General features: G+C 68.8%; 11 protein-coding genes. 8 read left to right on the top strand and 3 right to left on the bottom strand.

Features of this window, described 5'->3' with window-relative positions; genetic code table 11:
- Window positions 1–92 precede the first annotated feature (92 nt).
- The 4 genes from ACIBHX_RS20490 to ACIBHX_RS20475 all read left to right on the top strand — a co-directional run bounded on the left by ACIBHX_RS20490 (window position 93) and on the right by ACIBHX_RS20475 (window position 6,181).
- Window positions 93–1,262, top strand: a complete 1,170-nt coding sequence (locus ACIBHX_RS20490; protein WP_397068716.1) for a TetR/AcrR family transcriptional regulator — start codon at window positions 93–95, stop codon at window positions 1,260–1,262.
- Between the two features lie 128 nt (window positions 1,263–1,390).
- Window positions 1,391–2,881: a carboxylesterase/lipase family protein gene (locus tag ACIBHX_RS20485; protein WP_397068715.1), complete on the top strand. Its 1,491-nt coding sequence runs from the start codon at window positions 1,391–1,393 to the stop codon at window positions 2,879–2,881.
- An 11-nt stretch (window positions 2,882–2,892) separates the two neighbouring features.
- Window positions 2,893–4,143, top strand: a complete 1,251-nt coding sequence (locus ACIBHX_RS20480) for an MFS transporter (RefSeq protein WP_397068714.1) — start codon at window positions 2,893–2,895, stop codon at window positions 4,141–4,143.
- Window positions 4,144–4,162: 19 nt separating this feature from the next.
- The gene (locus ACIBHX_RS20475; RefSeq protein WP_397068713.1) at window positions 4,163–6,181 is read left to right on the top strand and encodes a CocE/NonD family hydrolase; all 2,019 of its coding nucleotides are present in this window, start codon (window positions 4,163–4,165) and stop codon (window positions 6,179–6,181) included.
- A gap of 34 nt (window positions 6,182–6,215) precedes the next feature.
- Here ACIBHX_RS20475 and ACIBHX_RS20470 read toward each other — a convergent pair whose 3' ends face one another.
- The gene (locus ACIBHX_RS20470; RefSeq protein ID WP_397068712.1) at window positions 6,216–7,244 is read right to left on the bottom strand and encodes an aldo/keto reductase; all 1,029 of its coding nucleotides are present in this window, start codon (window positions 7,242–7,244) and stop codon (window positions 6,216–6,218) included.
- 72 nt (window positions 7,245–7,316) lie between these two features.
- Between ACIBHX_RS20470 and ACIBHX_RS20465 the strand changes: the two genes are divergently transcribed.
- The 3 genes from ACIBHX_RS20465 to ACIBHX_RS20455 all read left to right on the top strand — a co-directional run bounded on the left by ACIBHX_RS20465 (window position 7,317) and on the right by ACIBHX_RS20455 (window position 9,533).
- A complete protein-coding gene (locus ACIBHX_RS20465) occupies window positions 7,317–7,964 on the top strand; it encodes a TetR/AcrR family transcriptional regulator (RefSeq protein ID WP_397068711.1) in 648 nt (215 codons plus the stop codon).
- Between the two features lie 227 nt (window positions 7,965–8,191).
- Entirely contained in the window at window positions 8,192–8,821 is a 630-nt protein-coding gene (locus ACIBHX_RS20460; protein WP_397068777.1) for a VOC family protein, read from the top strand.
- The gene (locus tag ACIBHX_RS20455) at window positions 8,808–9,533 is read left to right on the top strand and encodes an SDR family oxidoreductase (protein WP_397068710.1); all 726 of its coding nucleotides are present in this window, start codon (window positions 8,808–8,810) and stop codon (window positions 9,531–9,533) included. The genes ACIBHX_RS20460 and ACIBHX_RS20455 overlap by 14 nt, the downstream gene beginning before the upstream one ends.
- Window positions 9,534–9,738: 205 nt before the next feature.
- On the opposite strand, the gene ACIBHX_RS20450 is transcribed toward ACIBHX_RS20455, so the two are convergent.
- The gene (locus ACIBHX_RS20450; RefSeq protein WP_397068709.1) at window positions 9,739–11,295 is read right to left on the bottom strand and encodes an alkaline phosphatase PhoX; all 1,557 of its coding nucleotides are present in this window, start codon (window positions 11,293–11,295) and stop codon (window positions 9,739–9,741) included.
- A gap of 283 nt (window positions 11,296–11,578) precedes the next feature.
- On the opposite strand from ACIBHX_RS20450, the gene ACIBHX_RS20445 reads away from it, so the two are divergent.
- Window positions 11,579–12,802, top strand: a complete 1,224-nt coding sequence (locus ACIBHX_RS20445; protein ID WP_397068708.1) for an esterase-like activity of phytase family protein — start codon at window positions 11,579–11,581, stop codon at window positions 12,800–12,802.
- Between the two features lie 86 nt (window positions 12,803–12,888).
- Here ACIBHX_RS20445 and ACIBHX_RS20440 read toward each other — a convergent pair whose 3' ends face one another.
- On the bottom strand, window positions 12,889–13,758 hold the full coding sequence (locus tag ACIBHX_RS20440) for a LysR family transcriptional regulator (protein ID WP_397068707.1): 870 nt from the start codon (window positions 13,756–13,758) through the stop codon (window positions 12,889–12,891).
- Window positions 13,759–13,802: the final 44 nt, after the last annotated feature.

Here is a 13,802-nt window from a genome sequence, read left to right as displayed (position 1 = left end):
ATTAACTTACGACCCGGTGTCCCCTTCATGTCAAGAGTGCTTCCGAAGGGTGCTTCGGATCGGTCGTTCACATTGAGCGGTATTCTGCGGTGGTGGCGCATACGCGGCCGAGAAACAGGCGGCAACTGATCATCCAGGCCGCAGCACGCCTGTTCTGCGAACGCGGCTACCACAACGTCGGCTTGAGCGACATCGCCGCGGCCGTGGACATCTCCGCGCCGGCCCTCTACCGGCACTTCCGGAACAAAGAGGATCTCCTCCTGCACGCGGTGCTCGACAGTTTCGACGAGTTCGAGGATGCCGTCGCGGCTGCGCCGGCTCTTGACGCGTCGCTGCAGGCGTTGGCCTCCGTAGCCGTGCGCCGCCGCGATTTCGGCCTGCTCTGGCAGCGCGAGACACGCAATCTTCCTCCCGCTCTGCGAGACGAGGCGCTGCGGCGGTTCCGCCGTACCGTCGCCCGGTTGGCCTCGCTCGTCCGGCACAGCCGCGCCGAGCTGAGTGCGGCGGACGACGACCTGCTCGCGTGGAGCGTGTGCGCCGTACTGGCCAGCCCGTCCCATCGTTCGACACGAACCGATCCGGTCTCGCTCGAACCCGTCATCATCAACATGGCCCGTGCGGTCACGGCCGCTCCCATCGACGCGACCTCAGGCCGGACAGGTGTCCGGCGACCGAAAGGCGACCGGCCGGCGTCTGGCGTCCGCCTCGCCTCCCGCCGGGAGGCGCTGGTCACCGTCGCGACGGGCCTGTTCGGCCAGCGGGGCTTCCATGAGATCAGCGTCGACGAGATCGGCCAGGCGGTCGGGATAGCCGGACCCAGCGTCTACAAGCACTTCGCCACCAAGAGCGACCTGCTCTACGCCGCGCTCGACCGCGGTGCGCAGTCGCTGCAGCTGCTGCTGACCAGTACGCTCAACGGCGCCGCCGGCCCCGTCGAAGCCCTCGACGCGCTGCTTGGTTCGTACGTGGAGTTCACCCTCACCCACACGAGTCTCGTCACCGCTCTGGTCACCGAGGTCATCCATCTCCCGCCGGAACAGCAGTCGACGCTGCGCCGGCTTCAGCACGACTACGTCACCGAGTGGGAACACCTGCTGCGCGCGGCACGACCAGGGCTCGACGCCGGTACGGCGGCGCTGCTCACCCGCGCCGCGCTTGGTGTCGTCAACGACGTCGCGCCGATCCGGCACCTGCGCGGCCGTGACCGGTTCGACGCGGACCTGGCCTCGATCGGCCGGGCGGTGCTGTACACCACGATCTGACGGCTCGCCCTCTGTGTTCACGGCCTGCTTGTAACTCCTGACTGGCCGCATGATGACGCGAACCTCTTGACGCCCAGGGACTTTCGGTCAAAAGTTAATCTCGCCTAGCCACTGAAGAGAGGCGAGCCATGGACGCAGAGGTGCGGGTCGGTGCAGGCGTACTCCGCGGCGAGTGGACGGATGAGATCGCGGTCTTCCGCGGCGTTCCCTACGCGGAGGCGCCGTTCGGTCGCCGGCGGTTCCGACCAGCCGAAGCGGTCGTCCCCTGGACCGGTGTCCGCGACGCGGTCGCGTTCGGACCCGGCTGCCCACAACCCCTGCCCCCTCCCACCTCGTTCGGCCGACTCGCCTCGGCGACGAGCATCGGTGAGGACTGTCTCAACCTGAACGTCTGGACGCCGGATCCCGGGGCCGCCGGCCTCCCGGTGATGGTCTGGATCCACGGCGGTGGCTACCTCACCGGCAGTGGCTCGGCCCGCGCACATCATGGCGACACCTTCGCCCGTGACGGCGTCGTCTACGTGTCCATCAACTACCGGCTCAACGTCGACGGCTTCCTGTACTTTCCGGGCGGGCACGCGAACCTGGGTCTGCAGGATCAGGTCGCGGCACTGCGCTGGGTGCATGACAACATCGCGGCGTTCGGCGGAGACCCCGACAACGTCACGATCTTCGGACAGTCCGGCGGCGGCGTCAGCGTGATGAACCTGCTGGCGATCCCCTCCGCGCGCGGCCTGTTCCGCCGGGCGATCGCACAGAGCGGGACGCCCGCGGCCGCGGTCGACACGGATCGCGCCCTCACTGTGACCCATCGCATGGCCGAGCTGGTCGGCATCGACCCCACGCCCGACGCGTTCGCCGCCGTGTCACTGGACCGGCTCATCCAAGCCGTCATGGCGATGCAGCTGGACTTCTTCGACCTCGACCGGTGGCGGCACGAGACCTTCCTGGTCAGCCCGTTCCGCAGCGTCGTCGACGGCGACGTGCTACCAACGGACATCCTGTCGGCCGTGTCCTCGGGAAGCAGCGCGGGCATCGATGTGCTGGCGGGAACGACGCGGGACGAGACCTCCTCCTTCCTCCGAGATCTCGATCTGCTCGGGCGGCTCGACGACCGCTTCTACACGGCCGCGCTCGACGCGTTCGGACTGACGACCGGCGATCTCGACGCCTACGGCAAGGCGTCCCGGCCGGACGCGGGATTCTCCGAGCTGGTACAGGCGGCGTGGACCGACTGGGCCTTCCGTGTCCCCACCATCCGGTTATTGGAGGCGCACGCCGTACACGGAGGAAGGGCGCACGCCTACGAGTTCACCTGGCCGAGCCCGACCTCAGCCGTCCTCGGCGCCACGCACTGCCTCGAGATGCCGTTCGTCACCGACTCGCTCTCGGCCTGGACGGCCGCGCTGACCGGCGAAGACAACCTCTGGGGTGACGCACCACCGGGGCAGCTCGCCGACCGCATGCACCGGGCGTGGCTCGACTTCGCGGCGACGGGCGATCCCGGCTGGCCGGCATACGACACCGCGACGCGCGCGACGATGCGGTTCGACGCGACGAGCGAGGTCGTCGACGATCTCGCCGGCGGCGAACGCGAGCTCTGGGACGGCAGGCGGTGAGTGGGCAGCCCGTGCCGAGCACGGCTCCGGTCAGCCCGGCCGTGCCTGCGCCAGGCCGCTACGGACGCCTCACCGTCGACTTCTTCGCCGCCCAGCTCGTGGTGAACGTCACCGTCGGTGGGGTCAGCCAGGTGCTGCTGCCCAACCAGGTGGCCTCAATCGCACCCGCCGACAAGGTCGCCGCGTTCGGTCTGGTGTCAGGCATCGGATCCCTCGTCGGCATGCTGGTGCAGCCGGTGGCGGGCGCGCTCTCCGACCGCACCAGGAGCCGGTTCGGCCGGCGGGCTCCCTGGCTCGCGGTCGGTGCAGTCGGCGCGGGCGTGCTCATCGTCGGGCTCGGGCTGTGCTCGAGCCTCCTGCTCGTTGCGCTCTGCTGGGCGGTGGCACAGGTCTTCATCGCGACCTTCTCCGTCCCGCTGCTCGCGGTGATGCCCGATCGCACCCCACCCGACAAACGCGGCCTGTTCTCCGGTCTCGCCGGCATCGCGGTCTTCGCCGGCGGCGTCGTCGGCGTCGGCATCGCCGCCCGGCTCGCAGACCACATACCCTTCGGCTACTCCGCCTTCGGTCTTCTCCTGGCGCTCGGGGGCCTGGTGTTCGCATGGCGACTGCGAGAACACCGTGCCACAGACGCCGATCGTCCCGTCGTCTCATTGCGTACCCTGGCAAGGGGCATGTGGGTGAGCCCACGCCGGCACCCCGATTTCGCGTGGGCGTTCGTCGCGCGGTTCGCGTTGTTCCTTGGCTACAGCGCGATCCTCGCGTACCAGCTCTTCATCATGCAGGACTACATCGGCCTGTCGAGAGACGCCGCGAACGACGCCCTGGCTGTCAACACGATCATCCTCGCGGTCACCACCCTGGCCGGGCTGCTCCCCGCCGGCATGCTGTCCGACCGGTTGGGCCGGCGCAAACCGATCATCATCGTGTCCTCGCTCCTCATCGCGGCCAGTGCGGTACCACCGCTGCTCTCACCGACGTTGCCGGCATTCACCGCGAGCATCGCGCTGGCCGGCCTCGGCGCGGGCTGCTATCTGTCCGTCGATCAAGCACTGATGACACTCTTGCTGCCCCGTGCCGAGGACAACGGCAAGGACCTTGGCGTCCTCAACATCGCGAACGCCGGCGCGCAGGCACTCGCGCCGATGGTGGCGTCGCTCGTCATCGGCTCGGCCGCCGGCTACCGCGGCCTGTTCGTCATGGCGATCGTGCTCGTGACGGTGGCTGCCGCCGCGATCGTGCCGATCAAGTCCGCCCGCTGATGACACTGAGGAGGAAACAATGACGCGTCCCCGCCTCCGTTCCGCCGTGCTGGTCGTGGCGTTCACCATGGCGTCGGCCCTCATCTCCGGTGTGCCGCCGGCGCAGGCGACACCGGCGGAGTGGACACCGGATCCGGCGCAATATGGCGTCGGCGAACGGATCAATCAACCGATCGTCATGTCCGACGGCACTGTCCTCCGCGGCAACGTCTACTACCCGACCGAGCCCGCTACCGGGGAGCCCGCCCCCGGCCCGTTCCCCGTCGTGCTGACCCAGACCCCGTACGGCAAGGACAAGGGCGCCAACGACCCGAGCCCCGGCGCGACCGGCATGGGCAAGAACGCGTACCTCATCGAACGTGGCTACATCCAAGCGATCGTGGACGTCCGCGGCACCGGCGCCTCCGAGGGCGCGTGGTCGTTCCTCCAACCCGTCGAGGCGAACGACAGCGTCCAGGTGATCAGCTGGGCCGCGAACCTGCCGCACTCATCCGGCGCCGTCGGCTTGATCGGCCAGTCGTACAGCGCGCTCAACCAGCTCATGGCCGCGCACGCGGTCGGCCCGAACTCGCCGCTCAAGGCCATTCTCCCCATCGTCCCCGGCGACGACCTGTACCGCGACGTCCTCGGCACCGGCGGCGTGCCCAACTCGTTGCTCGCGGCCGAATACCTGGCCGTCAACCTGCCGCAGAGCTACCTGAACGCGCTCCAGTCCGCACTCTTCGGCTACGTGCAAGGCCAGAGCATGGACAACCTTCTCCAAGTCCTGATAGAGCACGGTGCGACACTCGGCGTGCTGCCGATCGGCGACCTCCTCATCGGCGGCCCCGACGCCTACGACAGCACGTACTGGGCGGCCCGCCGACCGCACGACGTGCTGGCGGACATCGTCGCCAACCAGGTGCCCGCGATGATCATCGGCGGCTGGCATGACGCATTCCAGCGGGGCACGCCACTGCTGTACTCCGGGCTGCAGAACGCCTGGAGCGGGCGGCCGACGTCCGCCCCGATGTCACCGGATCAACCGGTCACCAGCCGCTACCAACTCGTTCAGGGCCCATGGTTTCACAGCACTGTCGCGGTCGAGGGCGTCCACCCGTACCTCAACGTGAGCGAGCTCGCGCTCCGCTGGTTCGACCACTGGCTCAAGGGCCGACCGACTGGGATCACCGACACCACGACCCCGCTGCACAGCTACGACCTCGGCGCCGACCGGTGGATCGACGCAACGAGCTACCCCTTCCGCGGCGCCACCCCGACCCGGTTCTACCTCGGTGCGGGACGCTCCGGCACGATCGCGTCGAGCAACGACGGCACCCTGACCGGTACGCCACCCCAAGCCGGCGGCACCGACACCGTCGTCTGGTCGAACGTGCCACACACCTGCACACCGTCGACCACGCAATTCGTCCTACTGGGAGCGGACCAGACACCGGGCAGCCCGCTCAACCTCACGCCCAACCCCTGCGTCACCGATGCCCGCCCCGTGCAGCTCGGGCCGGACGCCGCCACGTACACCTCACCACCGATGACGACGGCGACCACGATCGCCGGGCCGATCGCGGCACACATCTACGCCACCGCGAACACCTTCGACACGCAATGGGTCGTCCGAGTCGACGACGTCGCCCCCGACGGCACCTCGAAGCCGCTCACCCGCGGCGGACTGCTCGGCAGCCTCCGCGCCCTTGACGAGTCACGCACCTGGCGGACCGCCGACGGCACGCCCACCCTGCCGTACCACCCCTACACGGCCGCATCAGCCCAATCCATGCTTCCGGGCACGCTGACGCCGTACGACATCGAGGTGTTCCCGACCATGGCGACCATCAAGCCAGGGCACCGAATCCGGGTGACCATCGGCACCGACGATGCGCCCGCGCTCCAACCCACCATCACACAGACCCTTCAGCTCATCGGCGGCGTCTACCAGATCCACCGATCCCCGGTCGCCGCGTCGTACGTTGAGCTGCCGCTCGCCGACCCAGCCGCTCTCAGCCCCACCTGCACGGACCAAACAACCTGCCCGGTGGAATGACGGGTGCTGCATCGCCTGCCAGTGCCGACGCTCCTTACCGCCGTGACCTCTTGCGGCGGTCGAAGCGGGCGAGAGCGGGGCCGTAGACGAAGTCGCGTGACATCTCGATGAAGTCCTGGGGAAAGCCGAGCTCGATCTGGCTGACCTGATCCAGGCGCCGCACCGCGTCCTCGGGGAGTTCCAGCTCGAAGGCGGCGAGGTTGTCGGTGAGCTGGTCCAGGGTGCGGGCGCCGAGGATCGGGTGCACCCACGAGTGATGGGCCTGGATCCAGGCGAGCGCGACCTGGGCGGAGGTGACACCGAGGTCGTCGGCGACGACGTCGACCTGTCGCGCGATCTCCATGCCTCGCTCGGTGACGGCGTCGCGGTTGATTCGGGATCCGGTGGTGGCGTCGGTGCGGGTGAACTTCCCGGAGAGGATGCCGCGGGACAGCGGCGCCCAGGCCGCGACCGACAGGTCGAGCGCGTCGGCCATGGGCAGCAGCTCACGTTCGATGTCGCGCTGGATGAGGCTGTAGGACAGTTGCAAGCCGACGAAGGAAGTCCAGCCGCGCAACTCCGCCAGGGTGTTGGCCCGGGACACCACCCAGGCGGGGGCGTCGGAGATGCCGAGGTAGAGCACCTTGCCGGCCCGAACCATGTCGTCAAGGGCGCGCATCGTCTCCTCGATGGGGGTGTCCTGATCCCAGATGTGCACCCACAGCAGGTCGATGTAGTCGGTGTTCAGCCGCCGCAGGCTCTGCTCCAGCGAATGCGTCAGGTTCTTGCGATGGTTGCCGGAGGCGTTCGGGTCGTTGCCGTCCATCGACACCGTGTACTTGGTGCTCACGACAAACCGGTCGCGATCGGCGCCGAGCAGCTCACCGATGATGCGTTCGCTGGATCCCTCGGTGTACTTGTTCGCCGTGTCGATCACGTTGCCGCCCGCTTCCGCGTAGGCGGTGAGCATCTTGCGGCACTCCTCCGGTGACGCGCCCCAGCCCCAATCCTCCCCGAAGGTCATCGTGCCCAGAAACGCCTGCGAGACCCGCAGCCCGCTGCGGCCGAAAGTGGTGTATCTCATGCGACGACCATACATAGTGTCTATACATGTTGTCTATACGATGCGTTCAGTGCTCGCGTTACGATGAACGCCATGAGAGACCGGCGTGCCAACCGGCCCGGGCGCGACGATCGCGACCTGCGCGAGGTGATCCTGGACGCCACCCGCCGGCTGCTGGACGAGCGTCGCTTCGACGAGCTCAGCGTCGCCGACATCCTGAGTGCGGCTCAGATATCGCGGGGCAGCTTCTACTTCTACTTCGCCGGCAAACACCAGGTCCTCGCCGAGCTGGTACGCCGGGCCGTCGACCGAGGGCACAAGGCGGCCCAACCGTGGCTCGGCCACTCCGGGGAGCAGGAGCAGCGGGCCACCGTACGGCACGGCATCGCCGAAGGAGCCAGGCTCTGGCGCGACGAGGCACCCGTGCTGCGCGCGATCGTGGAGAACTGGCGCAGCGACCCCGAGCTGAGCGAGCTCTGGCTCCACTTGATGAACGGCTACACCGGCGTCACCGCCGAACGCATCGGCACCGACCGCGCCTCGGGCGCCGCCCCGCACACCGCGGTCGACGCCACCGCTCTGGCCACCGCCCTGACCTGGCTCGGTGAGCGCCTCTACTACCTCGCCGCCATCGACGTGGCTCCCTTCGACGACCAGGACACGCTCGTCGACGTCCTCACCCACATCTGGATGACCTCCCTCTACTCCGCTCCGCAGGCCATCGAAGACTCCGGCGCCTGAAGCCGTCCTGCACACACTCCGACTCCTCGAACCCGGCGTCGCCATCGTGACCAACCGGCTGGGCGACGTCCTACATCGCGTTCTTGACGTATGGGCTGGTTACCTGGTGGCAGGTGCTGGGAATCACAGTCGCTGTGGCTCGGGTGGCCCCTTGTCAGCGTGACGTCTCCCCAGGTTCGCAGGCTCGATGCCGTACGAAACGGACAAGAGAGGACGACATCGTGGACATGAAGTTCGAGGTTACGGTGCTGCCGGTTTCCGACGCCGATCGGGCGAAGGCGTTCTACGAGGGCCTGGGATGGCGCTTGGACGCCGACATCACGGTGGACGAGGGGTACCGGGTGATTCAGTTCACGCCGCCCAACTCGCCCGCCTCGATCCAGTTCGGCACGGGGATCACGGAGCTGGCGCCCGGTTCGGTGAAGGACCTGATGCTGATCGTCGAGGACCTCGAGGCCGCCCGGGAGGAGTTGAAGGGCCACGGCGTGGAGGTCAGCGAGGTGTGGCACGGTCCCGGCGTGAACAGCGCGGGGCGGCGCGTGCCCGGCCCGGATCCGGAGCGCCGGTCCTACGGCAGCTGGATGTCGTTCGCGGATCCTGACGGGAACAGCTGGCTGTTGCAGGAGGTGACGGAGCGGCTCCCGGGCCGGGTGTCGTCGACGGATGTCGCGGGCCTGGCCGAGCTTCTGTCAGAGACGGCCGAACACCATGACGCGTTCGAGGCGGTGGCCCCGAAGCATGACTGGTGGGACTGGTACGCGGCGTACCTGGATGCCCGTGAGCACGGCAGCACCCCCGAGGTGGCTTCCGCGGCCGCTCGACGCTACATGGCCGAAGTCAAGCATGTCGTCGTCTGAGCTGGCCGGGCAGACCGTCGTCGTGATCGGTGGCAGCGCGGGGATCGGGCTGGAGACAGCTCGGCGTGCCCGTGCCGAGGGCGCCGAGGTCATACTCACCGGCCGCGATCCCGACCGGCTCGAACGAGCGGGGCTGGAGGTCGGCGCGCAACGCACCGCGGCCTTCGACGCCAGCGACGCAGCCGCCGTACAGCGCTTCTTCCAGGACCTCCCGGCGATCGACCATGTGATGGTCACGGCCGGCGGCCCGCGCTACGGGCCTGTCCTGGAGATGGACCCAGACGACGTACGACAGGCGATGAGCGAGCACATCATCCAGGCGCTCGAGATCGCGCGCAACGCCGCAGGAAAGATGCGGCCCGGGGGCACGATCGTGCTCATGGGCGGCACAGGAGGCCGACGGATCGGTCACGGCCTCGGGATCGTCTCGGCGGCCACCGCGGCGCTGCCTCCGTTCACAGCGACCCTCGCGATGGAGCTCGCGCCGGTTCGCGTCAACCTCATCGCCGCCGGTTTCGTCGACACCCCGTTGTCGGCCTCGCTGCTGGGAGATCGGCTCGAGGAACGACGGAACGAGCTGCGCGCCACGCTCCCGATCGGCCGGGTCGTGGGGCCCGCCGACGTCGCCGCGCTCGCCGTACACATCATGGCCAACACGGCGCTCACCGGCGCGACCTATGACATCGACGGCGGCCAGCAGTTCGTCTACTGACAGAAGCAGACCGAGCGTACGAGAAGGACGGGGGTGCCGGGATGTCGATCACCGAAGAGCGGGATCACGGTGAGATGCGGAGAGGACCTCCTGGAGCGCGAGATGCCTGTGCGGTGAACGCACGGCGCGCCAGGAGGTCCTTCCTGTTCGTCATGTCGCCGCCGGCCCCCCGTGGGCGTTCACCCAAAGGACGGCCGGGCAGGGATCAGCCCTTCTCGGTGTAGACCTGGCCCCACGACGCCACGCGGAGGCGCAGGAGCTGGCCGCGCTCGACGTACTCCTCGACGGTGCCGGCGCCGGTGCCGGTCGGCAGGCCCTTGGCGGTGTGGATCTGGGCGTCGAAGAGGAACGTGTCAGCCCGGCCGCTCGGGTCGGGGATGATGCCGCTCGACTCCTCGTCCTGGGTCAGGAACGAGGCGGCGTCCGCGGACGGGCCGAACTGCTTGGCGTCGAATTGCGCGATCACGCCGAGGGCGCCGTCGGAGATCCGGTAGCCCAGGATCCGCCCCAGGTGCGGGTTGTTGCCCGTGTCCTCTTGGATGAGCAGGTTGCCCTGGTGGTCGATCGTGACGTTGTCCGGCATGTTCAGGTACGGCGCCTCGCTGCCGTCGAGCAGCAGGGTCAGCGTGCCACCCCGCTCGGGGTGCTCGATGTCGGCGAACCGCAGCCGCCACAGGCCGCCGCCGTCGCGGGAGACGCCCGGTTCCTGCGGGTCGGGGGAGGTGTTGCCCCCCGACGTCGTCACGAAGTAGTAGTCGTTCGGGTGGATGGGGTCGAACGAACCGTCCTCGATTCGGCTGAGGCTGAGGCCCGCCTTCTCCCCGTCGGCGTTCTGCTGCTTGCCACTGATGGTCGAGTCGACCTCGTTGAGGTTGACCTTGACGGGCTTGCCCTTGCCGTAGGTGGCGCGGAACTGCGCGTCGGTGGCGACGGCGTGGTCGGCGACGTCGATCACATTCAGCGTGCCGCCGGTCAGGCCGGCCTTCTCGACCGGCGAGCCGGTGGACTGCTTGCGCCCGGCGTAGACCCACAGCTGGGCCGAGCCGCCGTCCTCCTCGCCCACGACGAGGGTGGTGTCGCTCTTGTTGGCCGCGGGCAGCGCGTTCTCCCAGGAGTGGAGGCCGAGGCTCGGAAGCTGGGTGGCGACGCCGTCGTCAGTGACACCGAAGACACGGCCCTCGTCACCGTTCTCCTCGTTGGCGAAATACACGCGGCCGTTGTAGCCCTTGCCGGTCTTCGAGGCGAACCGACCGGCCTCCGCGAGAGTGCCCGAGCAGAAGCGGGAGAAGCCCGGGAGGTGGGTCGCTCCCGCGGGGGCGACGGGGGCATTCCCCCAGGTCTTCTTGACGTAGTCCCAGTAGCGCACGGAGGTGATCAGGTCGGACCCGTTCTTGACGCTCCCGGTCGAGGGGTCGATCTCGAGCTTCGAGACGAAGGAGCCCTTCTGGCCGTGCGCGCGCACGATGCCGGCCGACGCGGCCATTTCCTGGTTCATGTACACGACCAGGTTTCCGTCGGCCCGGTAGGCGCCGAGACCGTCGGGGACGCCCACCATCTGGAAGCCGTTGCCCGCGGGCTTGTCTCCGACGGTGAACAGGGAGGTGATGCTGACGCCCTTGGCGACGGGCAGGACATACGGGGCGACGGTGGTGCTGGGACCGGTCGAGCCGGTCACGGGGGCGGCGAGGGCGGTGCCCGCTCCGGCCAGTGCGGCCACGACCGCGGTGGCGCCCACGAAGGTGGCGCGCAGGTGGGAAGGCACGAGATTCCTCCGGCGATTGATGATCGGTTGCTACGTTTGAGGTGTTTGAGAAGTTAGAGACCGGTGAGTCCGTAGCGCTCAACGGCCGGGAACGCGGACATGAACGGCACGCGAAGACCCGCTCCTCGACGTCCCCTCGGGGGACGAGACGGCGCGCGACCAGCGGATGTCATCGGCATTTCGCCACCTCTACGGCCTGCAGCCATCGAGTCCGTAACCGCAGTTAATGGTCGACCGATTTGATCCGACTCGCCAATCACTGGTCCGTTCCTCAGGAGAAATTGTGCGACGTCGCCCTCTCGTCCTATTGGCCACCGCGGCGCTCATGCTGGTCGGTAGCCCCGCCTTCGCCGCAGGCAAGGCGGCCCCGCCGGCCGGCGACCCCGCTCGCGCGACCCTGCTCGCCCGCGCCACGCTGCCCGCCTACACGCCGGCTCCCGGTCCGCCCACCGGCGCCTTCAGCGACCCCAACAACGGCATGACGCCTCCGTACCCCAGCCAGCTGGTGCTCGGGATCTCGTCCATGCTCCCCGACGGCAAGGGCGCGTTCTGGGCCATGCCCGACAACGGTTTCGGGACCAAGGGCAACTCGGTGGACTTCCTGCTCCGGCTCTACCACTTCACGCCACAGTGGGAAACGGCCCGCGGCGGAGCCGGGACCATCGACGTGGGCCGGTTCCTCTCACTCCGCGACCCGGATCACAAGATCCCCTTCAAGATCATCAACGACGGCACCGCGGACCGGCTGCTCACCGGCGGCGACTTCGACGTGGAGTCGGTGACCCGGACCCCCGACGGGTCGATGTGGGTCGGCGACGAGTTCGGGCCGTTCCTCCTGCACTTCGACAGCACCGGCAAGCTGCTGCAGGCCCCGATCGCCCACCCCTCGCTCAAGTCCCCGAACAACCCGACGCTGGCGAACGGCGAGCCCACGACGGTGCAGGGCAGCCGCGGCTTCGAGGCTCTCGCTTCCTCTCCCGACGGACGGTTCCTCTACCCCGCGGTCGAAGGCCGGCTGACCAACGACGCCAACCCGCTCCGGCGCTACATCTACGAGTTCGACACCCAGAAGAACGAATACACCGGTCGTTCCTGGCAGTACCGGACGGACGGCGAGGACTACCGCATCGCCGACATGCAGTCCCTCGACGCCAACCGGGCGATCCTGATCGAGCGTGAGGACGACGAGGGGCCCAAGGCCAGCTTCAAGCGCGTCTACCTGATCGACCGGCGCAAGACCGACGCCGACGGCTACCTCGTCAAGACCGAGGTCGCCGACCTGCTGAACCTGCGCAACCCGGCCCACATCGGCTCGGACGACCCCGCCGGGGGTTACGGCCTCGGCGACCCCTTCAAGTTCCCCCTGCAGTCCGTGGAGGCCCTGCTCCCGCTGCCGGGCAACAAGATCGCCGTCATGCAGGACAACAACTTCCCGGACAGCGCCGGCCGCGTCCCGGGCAAGACGGACGCCACCGAGATGATCGTGATCGGATTCCCGAACGGGTAGAACTAGAGGACTCCGCTGAGCCTGTGTGCCCGTGAAGAACCTGATCGCGGGTGCACCGGCGGCGGACGTCACGCGGGAGTTCCGTGTCAGCGCTCGGATCGGCTGCCGTCGCCGGTCGTTCGCAGCGCGTGGTCGAGGAAAGCCCGGGTGGCCGGATGGCTGGAGTTCTGCGGCCAGACCAGGCGGATCGTCACCGGGGACACATCCGAAATCGGCAGGTAGTGCACGCCGGGGTGCGGATGGCTGTGTGCGGTGCCTTCCGCCGTGACGCCGACCGCGACCTCGGTGGCGATCGCGGTGAGCCACTCGTCGATGTTGGCCACTTCCAAAGTGCGTGGCCGCTGCCCGTCGGGCCACAGACCGGTGGTGCTCGCCGCGGTGGAGCACAGCACAACCTGCCGGTCGGCGAGGTCACCCAGGCACACCGCTGTACGGCGGGCCAGCGGATCGCCCTCGGGCACGGCGGCCAGGCGCCGCTCCCGGTACAGGGGCCGGCTCGCCAGCGCGACGCCGGGGGAGGGGGCGCTGCGCAGGAAGGCCACGTCGATCTCGCCGCGGTGCAGCGCCGCCTCCGGGTCGTCGGGCCGGTGCACCCGCACCGGAGTGCCGGGATGCTCCTCACGCCAGCCGCGCAGCAGCGGCACGGTGCGCTCTCCCAGCGCCGCCCAGGGGAAGCCGACGCGCAGCGGCCGCGTCCCCGCCGCGGCGTCCGCCAGCGCTTCGTCCACCTGTCCGAGGATGACGCGGGCGCGCTCGTAGAGCCCGCGGCCGGCGTCGGTGAGGGCGAGACGGCGAGTGGTGCGCTCCACCAGCTGGACACCCACGCGGCTCTCCAACTGCTCAAGGGTGCGGGAGAGCGCGGGCTGACTGATGTGCAGCGCGGCCGCGGCACCGGTGATGGTGCCCTCGTCCCCGATCGCGGCCAGCGCCCGCAGGTGCCGTAGATCCACGTTCATAACCACCAAGCATAAATACTGCACAAGAAGCATTTCCCTTGCCC

The organism is Nonomuraea sp. NPDC050536 (assembly GCF_044457685.1).
In the GTDB taxonomy this organism is placed as follows: Bacteria; Actinomycetota; Actinomycetes; order Streptosporangiales; family Streptosporangiaceae; genus Nonomuraea.
Note: the sequence above shows the minus strand (reverse complement) of the source record. Positions and strands in the feature narration are given on the sequence as shown.